We start from the raw sequence: 21,922 nt of genomic DNA on the forward strand, positions 1-21,922 counted from the left end.
CGTGACTTCGTTCCTCGCCCAGGTGGAGAAGATCACTCCGCCGGAGATCGCGTACGGGCTGATCGCGCCCGTGCTGATCGTCCTCGGAGCGGCGTGCGTCAGCGTGCTGCTCGAGGCCTTCCTGCCCAAGCACCAGAGGTGGACCGCGCAGCTGCTGCTGTCGCTGCTCACGATCGTCGGTGCGGGCGGCTCGCTGATCGCGACCGCCGTCGGTGACGGTTTCCCGCCGCAGGGCCAGATCACGCTGGCGGGCACGATCGCGGTCGACAAGCCCGCGATCTTCCTGTGGGCCACGCTGCTCGTGCTGACGTTCGGCGCGATCCTGCTGATCGCGGACCGCTCGGTCGAGCCGGGCGGCGCGTTCGTCGCGCAGGCCGCGATCCGGCCGGGCACCGTGCAGGACCGCGCGCAGGTCGCGAAGACCGGCATGCAGACCGAGGTGTTCCCGCTCACGCTGTTCGCGCTCAGCGGCATGATGGTCTTCGTCGCGGCGAACGACCTGCTGACGATGTTCATCGCGCTGGAAGTGCTGTCGCTGCCGCTCTACCTGATGTGCGGCCTCGCCCGCCGTCGCCGCCTGCTGTCGCAGGAGGCCGCGGTGAAGTACTTCCTGCTCGGCGCGTTCGCGTCGGCGTTCTTCCTGTACGGCCTCGCGCTGCTCTACGGCTACGCGGGCTCGGTCCGCCTGTCGGACATCGCGAACGCCACCGCGGGCACGAACCGCTCGGACACGCTGCTGTTCGCGGGCTTCGGCCTGCTGGTGGTGGGCCTGCTGTTCAAGGCGTCGGTCGGTCCGTTCCACGCGTGGACCCCGGACGTCTACCAGGGCGCGCCGACCCCGATCACCGCGTTCATGGCCGCCTGCACCAAGGTCGCCGCGTTCGGCGGCATCCTGCGGGTGCTGACCGGCGCGTTCGCGGACACCCAGTGGGAGTGGCGCGGCGTCCTGTGGGCCGTCGCCGTCGTGTCGATGGTCATCGGCGCTGTGCTCGGTCTCACGCAGACCGACGTGAAGCGCATGGTCGCGTACTCGTCGGTGGCACACGCGGGCTTCCTGCTGATCGGGTCGATCGCGCTGTCGCCGTCCGGTCTCAGCGGCACGATGTTCTACCTGGTGGCCTACGGCTTCACCACGATCGCGGTGTTCGGCGTGATCAGCCTGGTCCGCAACGCCGACGGCGAGGCGACGCACCTGTCCCAGTGGGCGGGGCTCGCGAAGCGGTCGCCCGTCGTGGCCGGGGTGTTCACGTTCCTGTTGCTCGCACTGGCCGGTATCCCGCTGACCAGCGGGTTCATCGGCAAGTTCGTGGTGTTCACGGCCGCGATCGACGCGGGTCTCACGCCGCTGGTGGTGATCGCTCTCGTGGCCTCGGCCGTGGCGGCGTTCTTCTACCTGCGGGTGATCGTGCTGATGTACTTCAGCGAGCCCGCGCCGGACGGCCCGACGGTCACCGTGCCCGGAGCGTTCACGACGATCGCGATCACGCTGGGTGCCGCGGTCACGCTGGCGCTCGGTCTGTGGCCCGACTTCGTACTCGATTGGGCGGGTGCTGGCGCGTTCATCTTCTAGGTGTACGTAGGCTTCAGGGTGTGACCAGTAGCGAGCGCGAGGGGACGGGGTTCTCTTTGGTGGACCCCGTGCTCACTCAGGTTGTCCAAGAGGGCCTGGCCGAGGTGGAGCAGATCCTGCACGAGGTCGTGCGGAGCGACTTCCGTCCGGTGATGGAGACCTCGTTGCACTTGGTGGAGGCGGGCGGGAAGCGAATCCGCCCGCTGTTCACCCTGCTCGCATCGCAGTTCGGCTCCACGTACGACCGCGACCACGTCGTCACGGCCGCCGCTGTGGTGGAGCTCACCCACCTCGCGACGCTGTACCACGACGACGTCATGGACGAGGCCACCATGCGGCGCGGTGCCGAGTCGGCCAACGCCAAGTGGGACAACAGCATCGCGATCCTCACCGGCGACTACCTGTTCGCGCACGCCTCGCGGCTGACGGCGGACCTCGGCACGGACGCGGCGCGGATCATCGCCGAGACGTTCAGCGTCCTGGTGACCGGCCAGATGCGCGAGACCATGGGCCCGCAGAACGGCGAGGACCCGATCGCGCACTACCTCAGGGTCATCGAGGAGAAGACCGGTGTGCTCATCGCCACCGCGGCCCGCTTCGGCGGCATGTTCTCCGACGCGACCGAGGAAGAGGTCGACGCGCTGCGCCGCTACGCCGACGTGATCGGCGCGGCGTTCCAGATCTCCGACGACGTCATCGACATCGCGTCGCCGTCGCTCGAGTCGGGCAAGACGCCCGGCACGGACCTGCGCGAGGGCGTGAAGACGCTGCCGATGCTGTACGCGCTGGCCGACCCGTCCGAGACCAGGCTGGCCGAGCTGCTGGCCGGTCCGATCCACGACGACGACCTGGTCGACGAGGCACTGGACCTGCTGCGCAAGTCGTCCGGCATGGACCGCGCCCGCGACACGCTCGACGAGTACGCGGACCGCGCTCGCACCGAGCTGGGCAAGCTCCCGGCCTGCCCAGCGCGCGACGCGCTCGAAGAGCTCGCCACGTACTGCGTGGAACGCTCCCGCTGACCAGCTGACTACTCGACCGGCGCCAGCAGCTGCCGGCGCCGGTTTCGCCTGATGGCGTCGACCGTGAAGATCGCCAGGGCCACCCAGACCAGGCCGAACCCGATCCACCGGCTCGCGGGCATCGGCTCGTGCACCACGAACACGCCCCACGCGAACTGCAGGATCGGCGCGAGGTACTGGAGCATGCCCATGGTGGCGAGCGGCACCCGCCGGGCACCGGCGCCGAACAGCCACAGCGGGACCACCGTGATCACCCCGGTCCCGGCGAGCAGCAGCGCGTGCCCGGTGCCGTGCGTGGTGAACGTGGTGCCCTGGATCAGCAGGTAGCCGATGGCGATGGGCCCGATGACCATGCTCTCCGCGGCGAGGCTGGACGTGGCGTCCAGCGGCACCATCTTCTTGATCAGCGCGTAGAACCCGAACGCGCCCGCCAGCACCAGCGAGATCCACGGCAGCCGCCCGTAGTCGACGGTCAGCACGACGACCGCGACCGCCGCGACCGCGATCGCCACCAGCTGCGCCTTGCCGAGCCGTTCCCGCAGGACCACGACACCCAGCAGGACGCTGATCAGCGGGGTGATGAAGTACCCGAGCGCCGACTCCACGACGTGCTGGCTGTTGACGGCGTAGATGTAGACGCCCCAGTTGATCGAGATGAGGACCGACGCTGCGCCGATCGCCAGCCAGCTCCCCCGCGAAAGGCCGATGATGGCCCGCCACCGCCCGAGCAAAGAGATCACGATCAGCATCAAGCCCAGCGACCAGGCGACTCGGTGTGCCAGGATCTCGGTCGGCGTGGCGGGCACGAGGAGTGGCCAGTAGGCGGGGAAAGCTCCCCAAATGATGTAAGCACTCGTGCCGTACGCGATGCCTCTACGTGTGTGAAGATCTGCCGAAGTCGCGGTGGAGTTGGTCAAAGGAGGCACATTCCGCCACTCTACGCTGCCGTTTTACGTGGACGTTTGCGCTGAACGGCGTAGTGACGGAGCATCGACGACGGCACTGTACTTTTGGCTACGCTCACACTTCTGGGTGAGCGAGTCGGGGTGGGAAATAGAAGGGGCTTACCCGTGTCCATCTTCGGGCAGGTCTGGCTGTGGAGTCTGCTTTCGTTCGTGGCGGGTGTGCTGCTCACCTGGTTGATCCTGGTGCGACCCGTCCGCAAGCAGGTGGCCGACCTCGAAGATCAACTTCTTGAGGCTCGTTCGGTTCCGCTGCCGCCTCCGGTCGCGCCGGCCAAGGTCGAGGACGAGTTCGTCGTCGACGAGTGGGAACCGGCTCCGTCGCTGGCCGACGAGGTACTCGTCTCGTCACCCCGCGTCGACGAGCTGAGCGACGACCGCCCCCGTTCCCTGCACGAACGCCTCGCCCCCGAAGAGCCCCGCGTAGCCCCTCCGTACGCCCCACCCGCTGAGGTCGTGCACGTCGACCACGAGCCCATGGCGCCACCCGAGGTCGACGGCCCGCCGGACGACTTCATCTACCAGCCGCGCGAGGTGTGGGCCGAGCAGGAGACGTTCCTCGACGAGGCCGCCGAGCAGGAGGACGACGACTCCTACGACGTCTCCGCTTCGGCTTCGCCCGAGCAGGCAGCCGACAGCGAGTGGCCGTCGAACGACCTGACCGGCGAGTACGCCGGCCTGCAGGACCAGATCGCGGGCCGCCTGTCGGGCGACGAGGCCGTCGCCGAGACCACGTTCATGGAGCCCGTCGCGTCCGAGGAGGACGACGAGCAGGCCCGCCTGGACGCCTTCCACGCCCAGGCCGACGCCGCGACGGCGTCCGAGCGCACCGCGATCCACGAGCCGGTCGAGTCGCCCGCAGAGCAGACGCTGATCCAGCTCCCGGTCGAGCCCGCCGACCGCGGCGACGAGACCGCCGCCGAGCAGACCCTGATCCAGGCCCCGATCGATCCGGACGCCTACGAGCAGCAGCAGGCGGGCTGGCGTCCAGGCGCCGCCTACCGCCCGGCCGCCGACCACGAGGCGCCCGCAGACGTCGAGCCCGCGGGCCCGGCCGATTTCGAGCAGGCGGACTTCGAGCGGGCCGACTTCGAGGAGCCGGTCGCAGCGCCCGCGGACTTCGAGGAGCCGGACGCGGCGGAGGCCGACCAGGCCGCCGCACGCCTCCAGGCCGCGGAGGCCGACGAGGCCTACGCCGCCCACCTCGCGCAGGCGGGCCAGGTCGAGGCCGACGAGTACGAGCAGCTCGTCGAGTCGGCCCAGGCGGCCGCACCCGAGCAGCAGGGCTTCACGGCTCCGGACACGGCCGACCCGGAGGACGAGGCCGCCTACGCGGAGCACGAGCAGGTTTTCGCCGACCCGCACCAGGGGTCACTCGAAGACACCGAGCAGCCGGCGGCGCACACCGAGCAGGATTCGGTCGAGTCGGAGCACGAGGAGGCCTACGCCGACTCGTTCACCGCACCTGACCAGGAGCAGGACGCTCCCGCCCAGGCCGGGCAGACGGCGTTCGCGGCCCCGCAGGCCGACTGGCTCGACCACCTCGAGCCGGACACGCAGCCCGAGCAGCAGGCCGAGCCGGAGCCGGTGGCCTTCGCCGAGCCGCAGGTCAGCCAGCTCGATCAGGTCAGGGAGCCCCAGGGCTTCAACGCCTTCGCCAAGCCGAGCGCGGACGGTCACGTCAGCTACGAACCGTTCGCCACCCCCGGTCAGCCCGCGGCGTCCTCGGTGTTCGACCCGTTCGCCGCGGTCACTCCGGTGGACCCGGCCGCGGAGGCGTTCGCCCCGACCAACGGCGTCAAGCCGGACGTCCCCGAACCGCCGAAGGTCGAGGCTCCGGTCGTGGAACGCCCGAGGTCGCTCTTCGAGCCGATCCTCGAGGCGGACGACGCCCCGCCGCTGACGGAGACGAAGCGGCCCGAGCCGCCCGCGTCGCAGGACCAGCCGTTCGTCCCGAAGTTCGTGCCCGGTCCGCCGCTGAGCGAGCAGCAGGTCGAGGTCGCCCCGCCCGCACCGGAGACGGACCTGCCGCACCGCGAGACCCCGGCGGGCCTGCCCCGTCGCGAGGCGCGCCGGTCGACGCCGCCGCGCCCGTTCCAGACGCAGGCACCGGCCGCCCCGCAGCCCGCGCCGACGGCCCCGCCGTCGCAGGTGCGCCCGCCGCGGCCGCGTCCGGTCGGCTTCAGCCCGTCCACCGGCGGCCGCAGCATCGGCCCCGAGACGACGCGCTACAAGCAGCCGGAGGGCTTCAACCCGCGCTCGCCGTTCGGGCCGGGCTCCGTGCTGCCCAAGTCCGACGGTCTCGCCCCGGCGGAGGACTTCGGCGTCAAGGCGACGCTCACCGGTCGCCGCTACTACACGCCCGAGTCGGCGAACTTCGTCGAGACGCGCGCGGACGTCTGGTTCCGCACCGTCGCCGACGCGCAGAAGGCCGGCTTCCGCCCGGCACCCTGACAAGAGCGAGCAGAAGGGCCCCTCCTGAAACCAGGAGGGGCCCTTCTGCGTCAGGCGAATCAGCCCGCGACGGTCCAGGTGTCCTTGCCGCGCAGCAAAGCTCCCAGGTCGGCGGGCTTGGCCGCGGTGGCCTCCATGACCTGAGCACGTGCCGAGTCGTCGTACGTGGCCCGGTCGACCCGTCGGAACACACCGGTGATGGTGTGCGACAGGTCCTGAGCCGACAGCCGCGACAGCGCGAACGCGAGGTTCAGGTCCGTGGCGTCGTGCACGACGATCTCCGAGGAGTCGACGTCCGCGGCCTTGGCGACCGCGAGCCCGAACCCCTCGCGCACGACGCAGTACTCGCCCTCGCGCCCGAAGGTGATCGGCTGGCCGTCGACGACGTTGATGATCCGTCGCGCGGCCTCGTCGGCGTCCTTCAGCACGTCGAACGCGCCGTCGTTGAAGATCGGGCAGTTCTGGTAGATCTCCACGAGCGCCGAACCGCGGTGCTCGGCGGCCTGCCGCAGCACGTCGGTGAGGCCCTTGCGATCCGAGTCCACCGCGCGTCCGATGAACGACGCCTCCGCGCCCAGTGCCAGCGACACCGGGTTGAACGGGTGGTCGAGCGAACCGGATGGCGTCGACTTGGTGACCTTGCCCTCTTCGGACGTCGGGGAGTACTGGCCCTTGGTGAGGCCGTAGATCCGGTTGTTGAACAGCAGGATCTTGAGGTTCACGTTGCGCCGCAACGTGTGGATCAGGTGGTTGCCACCGATGGACAGCGCGTCGCCGTCACCGGTCACCACCCACACCGACAGGTCCGGCCGCGCGACGGCGAGGCCGGTCGCGATGGCCGGGGCGCGGCCGTGGATGGAGTGCATCCCGTAGGTGTTCATGTAGTACGGGAACCGGGACGAACACCCGATGCCCGACACGAACACGATGTTCTCGCGCTTCAGCCCCAGCGACGGCAGGAACGACTGCACGGCGTTGAGCACCACGTAGTCGCCGCAGCCGGGGCACCAGCGCACTTCCTGGTCGGACTTGTAGTCCTTGGCGGTCTGCTTCTCGTCGGTGGTCGGGACACCACTCAGACCCGGCAGTCCGAGATCGATGGCCGTCATGCCGGCACCCCCTTGATCACGTCAGCCAGCACGTCCTGGAGCTCTTCGGCCTTGAACGGCAGGCCCTGCACCTTGGTGTAGGACACCGCGTCGACCAAGTACTTGGCCCTCAACAGCAACGCCAGCTGACCCAGGTTCATTTCCGGCACGATCACCTTGTCGTACCGGGCGAGCACGTCACCCAGGTTCTTCGGGAACGGGTTGAGATGGCGCAGGTGCGCGTGCGCGACCTGCATGCCCAGCTTGCGCACCCGCCGTGCCGCGGCACCGATCGGGCCGTAGGACGAACCCCAGCCGACGACCAGCACGCGCGCCTCACCGGACGGGTCGTCGACGACGACGTCCGGCACCTCGATGCCGTCGATCTTCTGCTGCCGCAGCCGCACCATGAAGTCGTGGTTGGCCGGGTCGTAGGAGATGTTGCCCGAACCGTGCTGCTTCTCCAGGCCACCGATGCGGTGCTGCAGGCCGGGAGTGCCCGGTACGGCCCACGGGCGGGCCAGCGTCTCCGGGTCGCGCGAGTACGGCTCGAAGCCCTCGGGGTCGGTCGCGAACTCGACGGTCAGGTCCGGCAGCTCGGCGACGTCCGGGATCATCCACGGCTCGGAGCCGTTGGCGATCGCGCCGTCGGACAGCAGCAGCACCGGCGTGCGGTACTTGAGCGCGATCCGCGCCGCGTCGAGCGCGGCGTCGAAGCAGTCGGCGGGGGACTGCGGCGCCACGATCGGCACCGGCGACTCGCCGTTGCGGCCGAACATCGCCTGCAGCAGGTCCGCCTGCTCGGTCTTGGTCGGCAGGCCGGTGGACGGCCCGCCGCGCTGCACGTCGATGACGAGCAGCGGCAGCTCGGTCATCACCGCGAGCCCGATGGTCTCGGACTTCAGCGCCACACCGGGACCGGACGTCGACGTCACGCCGAGCGCGCCGCCGTACGCGGCGCCCAGCGCGATGCCGATGCCCGCGATCTCGTCCTCGGCCTGGACCGTGGTGATGCCGAAGTTCTTGTGCCGCGACAGCTCGTGCAGGATGTCCGACGCCGGGGTGATCGGGTACGTGCCCAGCACGACCGGCAGCTTCGACTGCTGCCCGGCGGCCACGATCCCGTACGCCAGCGCGGTGTTCCCGGTGATCTGCCGGTAGGTACCGGTGTTCAGCTTGGCCGGTGCGACCTCGTACGTGACGGCGAACGACTCGGTCGTCTCGCCGTAGTTCCAGCCTGCGCGGAACGCGAGGACGTTGGCCTCGGCGATGTCCGGCTTCTTCGCGAACTTCTCGCGCAGGAACCGTTCCGTGCCCTCGGTCGGCCGGTGGTACATCCACGACAGCAGACCGAGCGCGAACATGTTCTTGGCGCGTTCGGCGTCCTTCTTGCCCAGCCCGGTGCTCTCGACGGCGCCGATGGTCAGCGTGGCCATCGCGACCTTGTGCACCTGGAAGTTCTCCAGCGAGGCGTCCCCGAGCGGGTCGGCGTCGTAGCCGACCTTCGTCAGGTTGCGCTTGGTGAACTCGTCGGTGTTGACGATCAGGATGCCGCCCTTGGGCAGGTCACCGATGTTCGCCTTGAGCGCGGCCGGGTTCATCGCCACGAGCACGTCGGGGCGGTCACCGGGGGTCAGGATGTCGTAGTCCGCGAAGTGCAGCTGGAACGACGAGACGCCGGGCAGGGTGCCTTGTGGCGCGCGGATCTCAGCCGGGAAGTTGGGCTGGGTCGCGAGGTCGTTGCCGAACGCGGCTGCCTCGGACGTGAACCGATCTCCGGTGAGCTGCATGCCATCACCGGAGTCGCCGGCGAAGCGGATCACGACGCGATCCAGCTTCCGGGTCTCAGTGCTCATTCCTACGCCGATCCCTCTCTTCACGGGTGGCCCTTACACACTCGCGAGGGTAGTCGTCCCGGTTGCGTGCGAGTCCGCACTCGTATCAGTAGGCGGGACGATCCGTCCCAAAACAGCACCTCCGTCTTAACTTGACGGTAAGCACAGCATCGGGCGTCGATACGTGAGTGCGGCACACGTCACACGGATCGTCGTACTCCAAGTAACTGTTACTTGAGGTTACACCTATCGGTTGCTGATCTTCGCCTTCATCGCTGCAAGCCTGGCAGCGAACTCCGGAGAATCGATCGAAGCAACCTGGGGGACCAGTTCCGCCTCGACGGCGGTCGCGTGGTCGTCAAGAACATCGGTAGCGCGCATCGTCCGCTTGATGGTCCGCACGAGTGGCCTCGGCGCTTCGGCGGAAGCCCTGGCCAGCTCCCGTGCTACCGCCAGTGGGTCTTCGGCGGTCTGGTAGGCCAGACCCGTGCGCACGGCCTCGTCGGCGCCGAGAATCCGGCCGAGCAAGGTCATCGCCGACGCGGTCTGCGGACCGACGAGCCGCTGCAGCATCCACGTCATGCCGCCGCCGGGGTGGATGCCGAGCTGGAGGAAACGAGCGTCGAAACGAGCCTTCGGCCCCGCGACGCGGACGTCGCACGCGAGCGCGAGGTTGAGCCCGGCGCCGACCGCGGCGCCGTTGACGGCCGCGATCGTGGGCAGTGTGCAGTTCGCCACTGCGAGGAAGCCCGCGTAGATCCGCCGCAGCCCGTCGGCCTTCGCCGCACCCAGCTGCGTCAGGTCCGCGCCCGCGCAGAAGGCGGGCGGCGCGCCCGTCACCACGACGGCGTGCACGTCCTCGTCCTGCTCGCAGCGCTCCACGGCGTCGACGAGCCGGGCCGAGATGTCCAGCGTCAGTGCGTTGCGCCGGTCGGGGTCGTCGATCGTGATGACGGCGATCTTGTCCTGGACGTCGAGCAGCACCATGCGCGGCACTTTACGTTTTACGGAGCTGGCGGCCGATCCAGGAGGCGGGACAGGACCACCGTCGACACGGTCCGGTCGATGATCTCGATGGCCCGCAGCCGCTCGAGCGCGGTCTCCAGGTGGTGGATGTCCGCGGCCCGCAGGTGCACGATCGCGTCCGCGGCTCCCGACACCGTGTACGCGGCCCGCACCTCGGCCATCGGTTCCAGCCGGTGGTGGATGTCGTGGGGCGCGACGTTGCCCCGGCAGTGCACCTCGACGAACGCCTCGGTACCCCACCCGAGAGCCTCGGGGTCGACGACCGCGGTGAAGCCCCTCAACACCCCGGTGTCCAGCAGTTTGTCCACCCTCCGCTTGACCGCGGGGGCGCTCAGCCCGACCTCCTTGCCGATCTCCGCGTAGCTGGATCGGGCGTTGGACATCAGGCACGAAATGATTCGATGGTCGATGCTGTCCACACGCAACATTCTGCACCAAAACACGCAGCGATGCGGCGTTGAGCGATGGTCGTTGTGCCATCTACATTTCGATCCATGACCTCGGTATCCATCTTCGGGCCCGCGGACGAGCCGATCACGCTCGACATCGCGCAGCCCTTCGCGCCCGCGCGCGTGTCGACCACGCGCCGGTACCTCATGTGCCCGCCGCGGTACTTCACCGTCGAGTACGCGATCAACCCGTGGATGGACCCCAGCCAGCCGACCAGCACCGAGCTCGCCATGGAGCAGTGGACGGCGCTGAAGGACACCTACGAGCGCCTCGGCCACGACGTCTCCGTCATCGAGCCCCAGCAGGGCCTCCCGGACATGGTGTTCGCCGCCAACTCGGGCACCGTCATCGACGGCCGCGTGCTCGGCTCCCGCTTCCGCGCAGAACAGCGCGCGGCCGAGGCCGACCACTTCCGCCGCTGGTTCCTCGAGTCCGGCTACAAGGCCGTGGTGATGCCGACCGCCGTCAACGAGGCGGAGGGCGACTTCACCTGGACCGGCCAGCTCCTGCTGGCGGGCACCGGCTTCCGCACCGACCCCGGCGCCCACTCCGAGGCCCAGGAGGTCCTCGGCGTGCCGGTCGTCTCACTCCAACTGGTCGACCCGCGCTTCTACCACCTCGACGTCGCGCTGTTCATGCTCGACGACCAGTCCGAGCGCCCGCTCGTGGCCTACTACCCCGAGGCCTTCTCGCCGGGCTCGCAGCGCGTCCTGCGCCGCCTGTTCCCCGACGCCGTCATCGCCAACGACGACGACGCCGTCTGCCTCGGCCTCAACGCGGTGTCCGATGGCAGGCACGTCGTCATGCCGGTCGAGGCGACCAACCTGGCCGAGCAGGTCGCGCGGCGCGGCTTCGAGCCCGTGCTCGTCGACATCTCGGAGCTCCGCAAGTCGGGCGGCGGCCCCAAGTGCTGCACGATGGAACTCCGGGGCTGATCACCGGAACGAGCAACGCCCCCAGCAAGATCATTGCTGGGGGCGTTCTCCTATGAGCACCAGGCTGGCGAGCACCGGTGTCGGCGCGGGCTGGCGGTGCTGCGCAGGCTCGTCGGCGCTCTCAAGCCAGGAGGCGTGCTGGTGCTCGGCGAGTTCCTGGGCCCGAGCGACGACCTGGTGCTCCGGGCGCCCGACGAGCGCTCGGCCTCGCTGGTCCGCAGGTTCAACGCGGCGTTGCGCACCTTGGTGACCAAGGGCGGCAGCGACTGGTCATGGGCGGCCAAGGTGCCCGAGTCCATGCGGGACGCCGGGCTCGAGCGGATCGAGGTCAGCGAGTACCGGGAGGACGCCTAGCCCGCCGGGAACTGCGCGGCGAGCGCCTGCCTGATCTCGACGTGGCGGGTCAGGAAGGCGCGCTCGTCGAACCGCTTGCGCCGCAGCCAGCCGGTGACCTCGGCGTTGCACTTGCTGGCGTTGCACGAACCGCAGGCGGGCGCGATGTTGTCGAGCGTGTACCGCCCGCCGCGCGAGATCGCCAGGATGCAGTCGCGCTGCAACGGCACGCCCGTCGCGCCGCAGTACGCGCAGCCTCCCCACGCCTCGACGAGCGCGGCCCACTGCGCGTCGCTGAGATCGTGCTCGACGCGATCCATGCGGCGCTTGCGCTTGCGGGCGAGCCTGGCCTTGCGGCTCTGGTTGACGGCCATCGCCCCAGCGTAGGCAACACCCGTCTGACCGAGGCCGCGGCGCGCCCCCCCCAGTAATAAGGTGCGTCGCATGGGGGAACGCTCACACGCGGTCCTGAGGGGACTCGCCGCCAACACAGGTCTGCGCTTCCACGTGGTCCGCCCGCTGCTCGACAGCCCGGACCGCGAAACCGCGTGGAACCTGGCCCGACGAGAGGACATCACGGCCGAAGCGGCCGAGACGCTGTCCGCGCACCCGGACGTGATGGTCAGGACGAAGCTGGCGGGCAACCAGGCCGCGGCCAAGTACGCGTGGGCCTCGCTCCTCGCCGACAGCCCCGAAGAAGAGGTGCGCCGCCACCTCGCGATCGGCAACCGCTACGACTACTGGCCCTCACGAGACCACCCCCTGCCCGAGCCGGCGATGTGGCTCCTGGCGCACGACGAGGACGAACAGGTGCGTGCCTCGGCGGCCCGCCGCCTGGAGGTGTCGGAACGCGTGGCGACGCTGCTGGCGCAGGACCCGGAACCGCACGTGCGGGAAATGCTCGCCTGGGGGCAGCACACCGAGCCCGTCCAGCGCCTGCTCCTGGCTGATCCCGAGGCCAGGGTGCGCCAGGCGGCGTTGATGCTGACGCCGCCTCCGGCCGACCTGATGGAAGCGCTGCTGGCCGACCAGGAGACCCGGCCGCACGCCGCCCGCTGGGCCACCTCGGCCGAGGAGCTCGTCGAGGACGAGGACGCCGAGGTGCGCAAGGCCGTGGCCGGCAACCCGGACCTGCCGCTGCCGCTGCTCGAGAAGCTCGCGGAAGACGAAGTGGAGTCGGTGCGCAGAGAGATCATGCTCCACCCCGCGCTGCCGGATGAGGTGCGCGCACGCGTGGTGGCGTCGGTGCGGCCGAACTGGTACGACAACGCCAGGTGGCTCTACGAGGCCACGCTCGAGGAACGCCTGAAGCACGTCGACTCGGACTTCGTGTTCTTCCGGCGGGCCATCGCGTGCTCGTCCGACCTGCCGCAGGACGTGATCGACCGGCTGGCCGCGGACGAGGACTTCGGCGTCCGCCTGCTGCTCGCGCAGAACAACGACACCGTCCCCGGCGCCGTCGTGGCCGCGCTGATCCCCGAGGTCGGCAGGACGAAGTGGGAGCTGGCGAAGCACCCCGCGCTCACGGCCGAACAGCTCGAGGCGTTCGCCGCGTCCGAAGACCCCGTGCTCAGGGCGGTCGCCGCGCTCAGCCCCAACCTGGCGCCGGCCACCGCTGTCAGGCTCACCGCGAACGAGGACCGGCAGACCCGCCTCGCGGCGGCCGCCAACCCGGCGCTGCCGGCAGACCACGTCATCGCGCTGCTGGAGGCGGAGGAGTACGGACTCGTCACCGCCGCCGCGAGCAATCCGGGCATCCGGGAGAAGACCGCGGAAGAACTGGTCGCGACGCACTCGAACCACATCGCCTAGCTGGCCGTATGCCCTCATGCAGCCGCACAAGCTGATTGCTCAACGTCACCACGCGACCACGTTCGTCACACGGTCGAGTGGTTGATCCACGACCCCATAACGTCCGAGAACGCCGAACCGACGTACGAGACAGCTTCGTCCGGTTCATCAGGAGGCGACGATGAACTTACGACCAGACACTAGTTGCGCCTCATGCGCTAAATAACTGCACGCTCCGGTTCCCGTTGCAGCGAGTAGTCGCGCGTCGCATAAAACGTGACAAGGGTCACCCCCAGAGCGCCCAGCCTTGCCTGCGCTCGTGACACGAGGTTACGTTCCTGCCCGCCAGATAACGGTTCGGTCACCGCAAGGACACGGAGTTGCTTCCCGCAGCAACTCAGCCTGGATCCCCCGCCAGGTGTCCTGACCGGGCTCCCCGATGCAGGAGGCTCCCCCTTGTCCCGCCACAGCAAGGCTGCCGGGCGCACCGTGTACACGGTGCTGTCCGATTCCGCCGCCAAACACGGCGCGCACCGCATGAAGGACGACGACCGCGTTCCGCTCGCCCACCGCGTGTCCGCGATCCTCGTCGCCGCAGGTGTCGCCGCCGGTACCGCAGCAATCGCGCACGTCGCCAGCGCGAAGACGGCTCCGCTCGCCGCGGGCGCCGACCTCGGCGGCATCGCCGAGCTCCCCGAGCAGGTCGAGACGAAGACGATCCACGCGGTCAACCCCGCGTCCGAGGTCGGCCGTCTCCTGCAGCACCAGCAGCTCTACGCGATGCAGAACTTCGAGGCCGCGTCGAAGGTCGCCTCGGACGGCTTCAACGCCCGCAAGGTGGCCGCCGAGCAGGAGGCCGCCCGCCAGGCCGAGATGCGCAAGCCCGCGAAGCAGCGCGAGATCGAAGGCTGGATCAAGGAGGCCATCAAGATCCTCCAGGCCAACGGCACGAACATCGACGAGAGCAGCGTCGACGAGATCTACACGATCATCATCAAGGAGTCGAACGGCAACCCGAACGCCGTCAACAACTGGGACTCCAACGCCGCCCGCGGCACCCCCTCCAAGGGCCTGATGCAGTGCATCCAGCCGACGTTCAACGCGTACATGCTGCCGGGCCACGGCAACATCGTCGACCCGGTGGACAACATCATCGCCGGTGTCCGCTACACCTACGCGCGCTACGGCGGCTTCCACAACCACCCCGGCCTGGTCTCGCTCAGCGTCGGCAGCGGCTACAAGGGCTACTAGAGCCCGGCTCCCCGCTCGAACACGGTCCGCGCCTCCAGGGACTCGCGGTTGGCCTCGGCCTCCTGCAGCGCCCCCGGCAGTGCGGGGTTGGTGTCCTTCTCGGTCACCCACTCCTCGGGCTTCGTCCGGTCGGGCAGCGCACTCCACTTGTTCTCACTCATGAGATCGAGTGTGCCCGCTACAGCCCGGTGATGGCCGCGATGATGCTGAACGCGGTCACGGCCAGCGGCGCGAGCATCGCCGCGACCAGGAGCCCGAGCAGCCGCTCGCGCCACGTCCGGCCCAGCGCCAGCGTGACCACCACGGCCGCGACGCAGAACGCGATGCCGGTGTCGACGTAGTGCAGCACCGTGAGGTGCCACAGCCCGTCCATGCCGAAGACGCCGCCGAGCATGCCCGCGCCCAGGATCGGCCGCCTGCCCGCGCCACGCCGCCACCACGTCCCGGCGAGGCCGAAGATCGGCCCCGCGACGAACGCGAGCCCCAGCCACACGCCCGGCGCGTGCCAGTCGCCCATGCCGTCCCGGACGAGCTCCGCGTAGGCGTAGTACCCCACGACGGCGAACACCTGCGTCAGCAGGCCCAGCAGAGGCGCCAGCCGCGTGCTGAGCGCGCCCGCGACGAACGCGCCGACGACCCACACCGATCCCGAGTTGGCGATCGAGTTGTAGCCGCCGGGCAGCACGCCCTGCAGCACGTTCGTCACGGCGCCGATGGCCAGGCCGCCGAGCACCGAGAAGATCACCGCACGAATCACCTGCGCATGGTCACACGTCCACGCGGTATCGGTAGGAGATCGGCGTCAGGTCGGCCTCGTCGGCGCGCCACGGGTGCACGACCCGCATGACACGCGGCGGTACGTCGGACCGTGCGGCGAGCTCCGGGCGGAGCGCGTTGCGAGCCCATGTGGTGCGGGCACGCAGTTCGGGTAGCGGACGGGTGCGCGGCCCGCTGCCGTCCCAGGTCGTCGTGCCCTGGATCAGGCTCCGCGCTCGCGCCCGCGTGCAGCAGATCGTCGATGGCCACGTCATCCATGATCGTTCTGCGTCAACCGGGTTCACCCACAAGACTGGTGGGCCTAGCGAGCGAAGACCCGGTAGTGCTCCTATCGAGGCATCCCGACACGCAGGGAGTGGCCGATGAACGAGCAGCAGGCACGCGACGACGAGCTGGCGAAGATCCGCTCGGAGGCGACGAACTGGCTGGCCAAGATGGCCCAAGCCCAGCAACGCCGAGCTGAGCGCGACACTGCGACACCCACACCGAGCAAGGCCTAGACAGGCGCTTCGGACTCGAACGCGGCCCAGAGGAGGTTCAACGGGTGGTCAGCGGGGTGTTTCGCGCGCTCGTCTGAGCGGGTGAACACCCCGACCAGCCGTTCCAGCGCGGGCTTGGCGTCGTCGACCAGGTCCACGACGCGCAGTCCGTCGCCCTCTCGCAGCTCCCCGTTCGACGCGACCACGCCGAGTCCGGACGTCACGATCATGCAGCCCTGCACGAGGTTCGACCGCAGCAACGACATGCCGTACTGGATCTCGTCGATCTCGGCGGCGATGTCCAGCGTGTTGCGGTAGTCCGGCCCGAACCAGCCGCGCAGGAACTCCGCGATCAGCCCCGCCGCCGGCACGACCAGTGGCAGCGCGGGCAGCTGACGCGTGCGCACGCGTGAGCCGAGCACGCCGTCCGGCAGGTTGGTCAGCAGCGCGAGACCGCCGCGGCGCCACTCGATCACGTCGAACTCGGCCGGGTCCCACGACTGGCCCGCGGGCGTGACGACGCTGCCGCACACGATGTCGACCTCGCGCGTCTCCAGCTTGGTCCAGATGTCCTTGGTGCGGATGTGCACGACCTTCAGGTCGACGTCGCGTGCGCGGAAGTCGTCCTCGACGTGCCGCCACGCGCGGGCGAGCGTGTCCAGCATGAACCGGGTCGTGCCGACGGTGAGCGTGTTGCCGAGCTTGCGGCGGCACTCGTGAATTCCGTCCATCCAGTGCCCGAGGGTGCTGCGCGCCAATTCCACCAGCGACTCCCCGGTGGGCGTGAACAGCACATCTTTTCCGCGGCCCTGCTTCACGACCAGCGGTTCTCCGCACAGCTCCTTGAAGTTCCTGTTCAGCGTGTCCAGCTGCTTCTGCACGCTCGACTGCTCACGTCCCAACGCCCGTGCCGCACGCAGCGCGGACTTGGTCTCGTACACCGCCAGCAGTGTCCTGAGCTGGTCCATCGTGGTGTCCAGCAACGCGTTCGGCGCGTTCAACACCCTGCTGAGCGGGGTCCCCGTGGGGAGGAGCAGCTGGGTCGAGCCGGACATGCACACCTCTCAAGTGTTCTACCGATCAGTTCTACTGAACTTGACCACATTTCATTGCCAAATTATCTGGAGATCTTGTCGCTAAACGGCTGGACACACGTCTGGGGGATGTATGAAACTACTCCCGGCTCTCCCGCGTGGGGGTCGATTCCGGGGGGAATCATGGGGGGTGGGGGCCCGCCCAGGCGCAAGCTGGGCGGGCCCCCAAGTATTACCCTCGAACGTTGTGATGCTTTCTGCTCGCCTGGATTGGGGTACCACCTACCAGGTCACCGTGCTCGAGCTCGGACTCGCCTGCTGCGGCGTAGAGGTGATGGCCGCTCTGGACCGCCTTCCCGATCTCGGAGTCACCGCTGTCGAAGGGGCGGGCGAAGCGCACGTGCTCATCGTCTCCGGCACCGTCACGGACGCCATGTTGCCCGCTGTCCTCGCCTCGTACGAGGAGATGCCCGAACCCCGCTACGTGATCTCCGTCGGGGCGTGCAGCAACACCGGCGGCCCGTACTGGGACTCGTACAGCGTCACCAAGGGCATCGACCAGGCGCTACCCGTTCACGTCGCCGTCCCCGGCTGCCCGCCGCGCCCTGAAGCGCTGCTCGAAGGCATGCGCGCGCTGCACGAGCTGGTGAGCTCGTGATCCCCAAGACCGCATTCGGGCAGACGATCCTCCACGTCGAGAGCGACTGGCTCGCCGCGGCGACGCAGGTCCACGGCGAGGGCTTCGTGATGTTCGACTGGCTCGGCGCCGAGGACGCGGGACGTCCCGGCGCGGCCGGCACCACGCACGCCGTGTTCCTGCACGTCATCAACCCCGACACCCGTGAGCGCCGGATGCTGCGCACCGAGGTCGGCGACGAGCCGCTGCCCAGCGTCGCGCACCTGTGGGCGGGCGCCGCGTGGCACGAGCGGGAGCTGGCCGAGATGTTCGGCATCCGCCTCGACGTGCCCGCCGAACACCTGCTGCTCCCGGACAGCTTCGAAGGCCACCCGCTGCGCAAGGACTTCGTGCTCGCGTCGCGCGTCGTCCGCCCGTGGCCGGGACGGCTGGAGCCCGGTGAGGACAACACCTCGGCCCCCAGCCGCCGCCGCACCGCACCGCCCGGAGTTCCGGACCCCTCGTGGGGACCGCGCCGCGAAGAGGAAGACGCCTGATGGAGCTCCCACCCCGTACCTGTGGCGTCATCGCGCTGCTCGATGCCAACTGCACGGTCTGCATGATCTGCGCGCGCGAGTGCCCGGACTGGTGCATCCACATCACGTCGCACACCGAGGTCGAGCAGCAGCCCGGTTCGGCGCGGCCCCGCAGCCGCAACGTCCTGGACCGCTTCGCCATCGACTACGGCCAGTGCCTCTACTGCGGCATCTGCGTCGAGGTCTGCCCGTTCGACGCCCTGCACTGGGCCCCCGAGTTCGGCTACCCCGGCACCGGCTCGCTCGACGGTGACGGTGCCGTCGCGGAGCTCGTCCACGAACGCGACGTGCTCGCCACGTGGGTCGACCAGGTGCCGCCGCCCCCGCCGCTGGACGCGGGCGCGGAAGCCGCACCCGAGACGGCGACCGGAACCGGCCGGAGGCCCGGTTCGTTGAGGGGAAGGACGTAGGAAAACCCGGAGGCGAACAACGTGCACAAGCACTACAACGGGTTGAAGACGGCGTTGCTGCTCGGCCTCATGAGCGCGCTGATCATCGCGATCAGCTCGCTCTTCGGGCGAACCGCACTGGTCATCGGCCTGTTGGTGGCGCTTGGCGTGAACCTGTACGCCTACTTCAACTCGGATCGGATCGCGTTGCGCGCGATGCGCGCGTGGCCGGTCTCCGAGGTCGAGCAACCGATGCTGCACCGCATCGTGCGCGAGCTGTCGATGAAGGCCAGGCAGCCGATGCCGAGGCTCTACCTCAGCCCGACGCACGCCCCGAACGCCTTCGCCACCGGCCGCAACCCGCGCAACGCCGCCGTGTGCTGCACCACCGGCATCCTCGAGCTGCTCGACGAGCGCGAGCTGCGCGCCGTCCTCGGCCACGAGCTCTCGCACGTCTACAACCGCGACATCCTCATCTCGTGCGTCGCGGGCGCGCTGGCGGGCGTCGTCACGATGCTCGCCAACCTGGCCCTGTTCGCGGGCATCTTCGGCGGCGATGACGACGACGGCCCCGGCTTCGTCGGCCTGCTGCTGATCGCACTGCTCGGCCCGGTCGCGGCGACTGTGGTGCAGTTGGCCGTGAGCCGCTCGCGCGAGTTCCAGGCCGACGCGTCCGGCGCCGAGCTGACCGGCGACCCGCTGGCGCTGGCGTCCGCGCTGCGCAAGCTCGAGCACGGCACGCGAGCCGCGCCGCTCGCACCCGAACCGCAGGTGGTGTCGCAGTCCCACCTGATGATCGCCAACCCGTTCCGGCCGGGTGAGCAGTACGCGAAGTGGTTCTCCACGCACCCGCCCATGTCCGACCGGATTCAGCGACTCGAGGAAATGGCTAGATCTGGCCCTTGGCCACGGCCATGACGTATTCGCCATAACCGGACTTCGCCAGCTTCTCCCCGAGCGCATAGCACTCGTCCGCTGTGATGAATCCCATACGCAGCGCGATTTCCTCGAGACATGCGATTCGCACGCCCTGCCGGTGCTCGAGCACCTGCACGAACTGCCCGGCCTCGAGCAGCGAGTCGTGCGTCCCGGTGTCCAGCCACGCGAAGCCGCGGGTCAGCTCGACCAGCTCGGCACGTCCCTGCTTCAGGTACGTCAGGTTGACGTCCGTGATCTCCAGCTCACCGCGCTTCGACGGCTTCAGGTTCGCCGCGATGTCCACGACCTCGTTGTCGTAGAAGTAGAGCCCGGTGATCGCCTTGTTCGACTTCGGCGTCTCCGGCTTCTCCTCGATCGACAGCAGCTTGCCGCTCGCGTCGACCTCGCCGACGCCGTACCGCTCCGGGTCCTTCACCGGGTACCCGAACAGCACGCAACCATCGAGCTCGGTCGCCTTCTGCTGCAACGTCTTCGAGAAGCCCTGGCCGTAGAAGATGTTGTCGCCCAGCACGAGCGCGACGTCGTCCTCGCCGATGAAGTCCTTGCCGATGACGAACGCCTCGGCCAGCCCGTTCGGCGCCGCCTGCTCCGCGTACTCGAACGTCACCCCGAACTGCTCACCGCTGCCCAGCAGCCGCTTGAACAGCGGCAGGTCCGTCGGCGTCGAGATGACCAGGATCTCCCTGATGCCCGCCAGCATGAGCACGGACAACGGGTAGTAGATCATCGGCTTGTCGAAGACCGGCAGCAGCTGCTTCGAGACGGCCTGCGTGATCGGGTGCAGCCGCGTACCGCTGCCACCGGCGAGGACGACGCCCTTCACCGGTAGTTGGTGAACTGGAGAGCGATGCCGAAGTCGGAGCCCTTCAGCAGGGAGATGACGTCCTGCAGGTGGTCCTTCTTCTTGCCCGACACCCGCAGCTGGTCACCCTGGATCTGCGCCTGCACGCCCTTCGGCGCCTCGTCGCGGATCTTCTTGGCGATCTCCTTGGCCTTCTCGCTGGTGATGCCCTGCACCAGGTTGCCGGTGACCTTGAAGACCTTGCCCGACACCGCGGGCTCACCGATCTCGAACGCCTTCATCGAGATGCCGCGCTTGATCAGCTTCTCCTGGAAGACGTCGATGGCAGCCTTGCAGCGCTCCTCGGTCCCGGAGGTGAAGGTGATCGCCTCCTCACCTGCCCAGGCGACCGTGGTGTCCGTGCCGCGGAAGTCGAAGCGCGTGCCCAGCTCCTTGGACGCCTGGTTGAGCGCGTTGTCGACCTCCTGCCGGTCCACCTTGCTCACCACGTCGAACGACGGGTCCGCCACGTGCTCACTCCTCCACGATCGGGGTCAGAACCTGCGTGGATGCTACCGAGGGGATACCCGTTTGTTGGCCCCCAGAGGGGTTATGTATTCTTCTCCCCGCACCGCCGCTAGCGGTGTGGGGCGGGTTGCCCGAGCGGCCAATGGGAGCGGACTGTAAATCCGTCGCGAAAGCTACAGAGGTTCGAATCCTCTACCCGCCACCAGACATGAAGACACCCTGTTCGCAGAATGTGCGAGCAGGGTGTCTTCGTTTATGTCGTGGCGCTGAAAGATGCACGTCGCGGGCTGTCACGCCAGCTGGGTCGTGAGGCCTGCCGCGCCCTCGCCGTGCAGACGCGAGAGGGCTGTCAAGCGGCCGGTCAGCACCATGAGCAGAGCCTCCATCGGTCCCCGGACCTCTGCGCCCGTGCCTGCCGACCAGTCGCAGTCGGTCGCGGACAGCCGGTACCCGGCGAACTTCTTCCGCGCGTGGAACGGCCAGCCGCGCGACCACACGCGGTCGGCGGCCGCCGCGGCCGCGTCCTGAGCCAGTGGCAGCGGCCGGTCCAGCGGGACCGCGATGTCCTGGCTGTGCACCAGGTTGTCGATCAGCACCTCTGCCGCGCCGACACCCGGCGGGTGCTTGTGCGTCCCGATCAGTGCGCGGATCTCGGCGACGAGCTGCGTGGTCGGCCGGGTGGCGTGCTCGACCGCCGTGAGGTGGATGAGCCGGTTCACGTCGCCTCGAGCCTTGAGCAGCACGACCAGGGACCGGCCGACGTCGGGAGTGCACTGCCAGGCGAGGTGGCCCGCGACGTCCCGCACCGTCCAGCCGGAGCAGAGGGACGGCCGGGCCCACTCGTCGTCGGAGAGCTGTTCGAGCAGTTCCGCGGTCCGCGCCCGCTGGGCGTTGATCGCCGGCCAGATCCGGTCGAGGTCCACGGCCACTCCACCTAGTTGTGATGTCCAGGGACGTTGTCCCGGTTTGGGCGGGTGACGGCCTGTCGTGAAGACAGGTGAAGGCCTCTGGTTGTGAAGTGGAGCTGTCGAGGAACCGCTTCACATGTCCGGAGGCCTTCGTGTCC

The 21,922-nt window shown here is 69.1% G+C and carries 24 protein-coding genes, 1 tRNA gene and 1 pseudogene; 13 read left to right on the forward strand and 13 right to left on the reverse strand.

Going from position 1 to position 21,922, the window contains the following annotated elements:
• The first annotated feature begins 1 nt into the window (after window position 1).
• Together nuoN and FKR81_RS31365 are read left to right on the forward strand one after the other, a co-directional pair.
• Window positions 2–1,570, forward strand: coding sequence for an NADH-quinone oxidoreductase subunit NuoN (nuoN, locus tag FKR81_RS31360; protein ID WP_146357439.1), 1,569 nt, complete (start codon window positions 2–4; stop codon window positions 1,568–1,570).
• Between the two features lie 68 nt (window positions 1,571–1,638).
• Entirely contained in the window at window positions 1,639–2,592 is a 954-nt protein-coding gene (locus tag FKR81_RS31365) for a polyprenyl synthetase family protein (protein WP_235921870.1), read from the forward strand.
• Window positions 2,593–2,600: 8 nt separating this feature from the next.
• Here FKR81_RS31365 and rarD read toward each other — a convergent pair whose 3' ends face one another.
• Entirely contained in the window at window positions 2,601–3,518 is a 918-nt protein-coding gene (rarD, locus tag FKR81_RS31370) for an EamA family transporter RarD (protein ID WP_146357441.1), read from the reverse strand.
• A 144-nt stretch (window positions 3,519–3,662) separates the two neighbouring features.
• Here rarD and FKR81_RS31375 point away from each other — a divergent pair, with 144 nt between their 5' ends.
• Window positions 3,663–6,008 (forward strand): sunset domain-containing protein, encoded by a 2,346-nt coding sequence (locus tag FKR81_RS31375; protein WP_146357443.1) that lies wholly within the window; start codon window positions 3,663–3,665, stop codon window positions 6,006–6,008.
• Window positions 6,009–6,067: 59 nt separating this feature from the next.
• Here FKR81_RS31375 and FKR81_RS31380 read toward each other — a convergent pair whose 3' ends face one another.
• The 4 genes from FKR81_RS31380 to FKR81_RS31395 all read right to left on the reverse strand — a co-directional run bounded on the left by FKR81_RS31380 (window position 6,068) and on the right by FKR81_RS31395 (window position 10,385).
• Entirely contained in the window at window positions 6,068–7,117 is a 1,050-nt protein-coding gene (locus FKR81_RS31380) for a 2-oxoacid:ferredoxin oxidoreductase subunit beta (protein ID WP_146357445.1), read from the reverse strand.
• The gene (locus tag FKR81_RS31385; RefSeq protein ID WP_146357447.1) at window positions 7,114–8,952 is read right to left on the reverse strand and encodes a 2-oxoacid:acceptor oxidoreductase subunit alpha; all 1,839 of its coding nucleotides are present in this window, start codon (window positions 8,950–8,952) and stop codon (window positions 7,114–7,116) included. The genes FKR81_RS31380 and FKR81_RS31385 overlap by 4 nt, the downstream gene beginning before the upstream one ends.
• A 225-nt stretch (window positions 8,953–9,177) precedes the next feature.
• A complete protein-coding gene (locus tag FKR81_RS31390) occupies window positions 9,178–9,918 on the reverse strand; it encodes an enoyl-CoA hydratase (RefSeq protein WP_222598460.1) in 741 nt (246 codons plus the stop codon).
• A 17-nt stretch (window positions 9,919–9,935) separates the two neighbouring features.
• Window positions 9,936–10,385, reverse strand: coding sequence for an Lrp/AsnC family transcriptional regulator (locus tag FKR81_RS31395; protein ID WP_407936560.1), 450 nt, complete (start codon window positions 10,383–10,385; stop codon window positions 9,936–9,938).
• A gap of 66 nt (window positions 10,386–10,451) precedes the next feature.
• On the opposite strand from FKR81_RS31395, the gene ddaH reads away from it, so the two are divergent.
• Together ddaH and FKR81_RS31405 are read left to right on the forward strand one after the other, a co-directional pair.
• A complete protein-coding gene (gene ddaH, locus FKR81_RS31400) occupies window positions 10,452–11,342 on the forward strand; it encodes a dimethylargininase (RefSeq protein ID WP_146357453.1) in 891 nt (296 codons plus the stop codon).
• A 33-nt stretch (window positions 11,343–11,375) separates the two neighbouring features.
• Window positions 11,376–11,696, forward strand: coding sequence for a hypothetical protein (locus FKR81_RS31405; protein WP_146357455.1), 321 nt, complete (start codon window positions 11,376–11,378; stop codon window positions 11,694–11,696).
• Here FKR81_RS31405 and FKR81_RS31410 read toward each other — a convergent pair.
• Window positions 11,693–12,049 (reverse strand): HNH endonuclease, encoded by a 357-nt coding sequence (locus FKR81_RS31410; protein WP_146357457.1) that lies wholly within the window; start codon window positions 12,047–12,049, stop codon window positions 11,693–11,695. The genes FKR81_RS31405 and FKR81_RS31410 overlap by 4 nt on opposite strands.
• A gap of 70 nt (window positions 12,050–12,119) precedes the next feature.
• Between FKR81_RS31410 and FKR81_RS31415 the strand changes: the two genes are divergently transcribed.
• Window positions 12,120–13,487: a hypothetical protein gene (locus tag FKR81_RS31415; RefSeq protein ID WP_146357459.1), complete on the forward strand. Its 1,368-nt coding sequence runs from the start codon at window positions 12,120–12,122 to the stop codon at window positions 13,485–13,487.
• Window positions 13,488–14,366: 879 nt separating this feature from the next.
• Window positions 14,367–14,717: pseudogene (locus FKR81_RS45265) on the forward strand (transglycosylase SLT domain-containing protein); the annotation flags it as partial.
• On the opposite strand, the gene FKR81_RS43860 reads toward FKR81_RS45265, so the two are convergent.
• The 3 genes from FKR81_RS43860 to FKR81_RS31430 are packed head-to-tail and all read right to left on the reverse strand — an operon-like array spanning window position 14,714 to window position 15,748.
• Window positions 14,714–14,878 (reverse strand): hypothetical protein, encoded by a 165-nt coding sequence (locus FKR81_RS43860; RefSeq protein ID WP_186763272.1) that lies wholly within the window; start codon window positions 14,876–14,878, stop codon window positions 14,714–14,716. The pseudogene FKR81_RS45265 and the gene FKR81_RS43860 overlap by 4 nt on opposite strands.
• A 17-nt stretch (window positions 14,879–14,895) precedes the next feature.
• On the reverse strand, window positions 14,896–15,474 hold the full coding sequence (locus FKR81_RS31425) for a DUF6518 family protein (RefSeq protein ID WP_222598461.1): 579 nt from the start codon (window positions 15,472–15,474) through the stop codon (window positions 14,896–14,898).
• Window positions 15,475–15,484: 10 nt separating this feature from the next.
• Window positions 15,485–15,748 carry a hypothetical protein gene (locus FKR81_RS31430; RefSeq protein ID WP_146357461.1) on the reverse strand — a complete coding sequence of 88 codons (264 nt, stop codon included), beginning with the start codon at window positions 15,746–15,748 and terminating at the stop codon, window positions 15,485–15,487.
• Window positions 15,749–15,856: 108 nt separating this feature from the next.
• Between FKR81_RS31430 and FKR81_RS43865 the strand changes: the two genes are divergently transcribed.
• Window positions 15,857–15,994, forward strand: a complete 138-nt coding sequence (locus FKR81_RS43865) for a hypothetical protein (protein WP_186763273.1) — start codon at window positions 15,857–15,859, stop codon at window positions 15,992–15,994.
• On the opposite strand, the gene FKR81_RS31435 is transcribed toward FKR81_RS43865, so the two are convergent.
• A complete protein-coding gene (locus FKR81_RS31435; RefSeq protein WP_146357463.1) occupies window positions 15,991–17,028 on the reverse strand; it encodes a LysR family transcriptional regulator in 1,038 nt (345 codons plus the stop codon). The two genes, FKR81_RS43865 and FKR81_RS31435, sit on opposite strands and share 4 nt — an antisense overlap.
• Window positions 17,029–17,257: 229 nt before the next feature.
• Between FKR81_RS31435 and FKR81_RS31440 the strand changes: the two genes are divergently transcribed.
• The 4 genes from FKR81_RS31440 to htpX are packed head-to-tail and all read left to right on the forward strand — an operon-like array spanning window position 17,258 to window position 19,526.
• Entirely contained in the window at window positions 17,258–17,665 is a 408-nt protein-coding gene (locus FKR81_RS31440; protein WP_146357502.1) for an NADH-quinone oxidoreductase subunit B, read from the forward strand.
• Window positions 17,662–18,180, forward strand: coding sequence for an NADH-quinone oxidoreductase subunit C (locus FKR81_RS31445; RefSeq protein WP_146357465.1), 519 nt, complete (start codon window positions 17,662–17,664; stop codon window positions 18,178–18,180). The genes FKR81_RS31440 and FKR81_RS31445 overlap by 4 nt, the downstream gene beginning before the upstream one ends.
• Window positions 18,180–18,629, forward strand: coding sequence for a 4Fe-4S binding protein (locus tag FKR81_RS31450; RefSeq protein ID WP_186763274.1), 450 nt, complete (start codon window positions 18,180–18,182; stop codon window positions 18,627–18,629). The genes FKR81_RS31445 and FKR81_RS31450 overlap by 1 nt, the downstream gene beginning before the upstream one ends.
• A gap of 21 nt (window positions 18,630–18,650) precedes the next feature.
• Window positions 18,651–19,526: a zinc metalloprotease HtpX gene (htpX, locus tag FKR81_RS31455; protein WP_146357467.1), complete on the forward strand. Its 876-nt coding sequence runs from the start codon at window positions 18,651–18,653 to the stop codon at window positions 19,524–19,526.
• Here htpX and rfbA read toward each other — a convergent pair.
• Together rfbA and FKR81_RS31465 are read right to left on the reverse strand one after the other, a co-directional pair.
• On the reverse strand, window positions 19,498–20,370 hold the full coding sequence (gene rfbA / locus FKR81_RS31460; protein ID WP_146357469.1) for a glucose-1-phosphate thymidylyltransferase RfbA: 873 nt from the start codon (window positions 20,368–20,370) through the stop codon (window positions 19,498–19,500). The two genes, htpX and rfbA, sit on opposite strands and share 29 nt — an antisense overlap.
• Window positions 20,367–20,858: a YajQ family cyclic di-GMP-binding protein gene (locus FKR81_RS31465; protein ID WP_146357471.1), complete on the reverse strand. Its 492-nt coding sequence runs from the start codon at window positions 20,856–20,858 to the stop codon at window positions 20,367–20,369. Before FKR81_RS31465 ends, rfbA begins: the two co-directional genes overlap by 4 nt.
• Before the next feature lie 119 nt (window positions 20,859–20,977).
• Here FKR81_RS31465 and FKR81_RS31470 point away from each other — a divergent pair.
• A tRNA-Tyr gene (locus FKR81_RS31470) sits at window positions 20,978–21,061 on the forward strand.
• A gap of 85 nt (window positions 21,062–21,146) precedes the next feature.
• On the opposite strand, the gene FKR81_RS31475 is transcribed toward FKR81_RS31470, so the two are convergent.
• The gene (locus FKR81_RS31475) at window positions 21,147–21,779 is read right to left on the reverse strand and encodes a maleylpyruvate isomerase family mycothiol-dependent enzyme (RefSeq protein ID WP_146357473.1); all 633 of its coding nucleotides are present in this window, start codon (window positions 21,777–21,779) and stop codon (window positions 21,147–21,149) included.
• Window positions 21,780–21,922 lie beyond the last annotated feature (143 nt).

It is taken from the genome of Lentzea tibetensis, assembly GCF_007845675.1.
Classification (GTDB): Bacteria; Actinomycetota; Actinomycetes; order Mycobacteriales; family Pseudonocardiaceae; genus Lentzea; species Lentzea tibetensis.

Excerpts from the sequence above, each read along its gene's own strand:
- FKR81_RS31380 (WP_146357445.1), bottom strand. The coding sequence starts at position 7,117 with ATGACGGCCATCGATCTCGGACTGCCGGGTCTGAGTGGTGTCCCGACC.
- FKR81_RS31385 (WP_146357447.1), bottom strand. The coding sequence starts at position 8,952 with ATGAGCACTGAGACCCGGAAGCTGGATCGCGTCGTGATCCGCTTCGCC.
- FKR81_RS31390 (WP_222598460.1), bottom strand. The coding sequence starts at position 9,918 with ATGGTGCTGCTCGACGTCCAGGACAAGATCGCCGTCATCACGATCGAC.
- FKR81_RS31395 (WP_407936560.1), bottom strand. The coding sequence starts at position 10,385 with ATGTTGCGTGTGGACAGCATCGACCATCGAATCATTTCGTGCCTGATG.
- ddaH (WP_146357453.1), top strand. The coding sequence starts at position 10,452 with ATGACCTCGGTATCCATCTTCGGGCCCGCGGACGAGCCGATCACGCTC.
- FKR81_RS31410 (WP_146357457.1), bottom strand. The coding sequence starts at position 12,049 with ATGGCCGTCAACCAGAGCCGCAAGGCCAGGCTCGCCCGCAAGCGCAAG.
- FKR81_RS31415 (WP_146357459.1), top strand. The coding sequence starts at position 12,120 with ATGGGGGAACGCTCACACGCGGTCCTGAGGGGACTCGCCGCCAACACA.
- FKR81_RS43860 (WP_186763272.1), bottom strand. The coding sequence starts at position 14,878 with ATGAGTGAGAACAAGTGGAGTGCGCTGCCCGACCGGACGAAGCCCGAG.
- FKR81_RS31430 (WP_146357461.1), bottom strand. The coding sequence starts at position 15,748 with ATGACGTGGCCATCGACGATCTGCTGCACGCGGGCGCGAGCGCGGAGC.
- FKR81_RS43865 (WP_186763273.1), top strand. The coding sequence starts at position 15,857 with ATGAACGAGCAGCAGGCACGCGACGACGAGCTGGCGAAGATCCGCTCG.
- FKR81_RS31435 (WP_146357463.1), bottom strand. The coding sequence starts at position 17,028 with ATGTCCGGCTCGACCCAGCTGCTCCTCCCCACGGGGACCCCGCTCAGC.
- FKR81_RS31440 (WP_146357502.1), top strand. The coding sequence starts at position 17,258 with ATGCTTTCTGCTCGCCTGGATTGGGGTACCACCTACCAGGTCACCGTG.
- FKR81_RS31450 (WP_186763274.1), top strand. The coding sequence starts at position 18,180 with ATGGAGCTCCCACCCCGTACCTGTGGCGTCATCGCGCTGCTCGATGCC.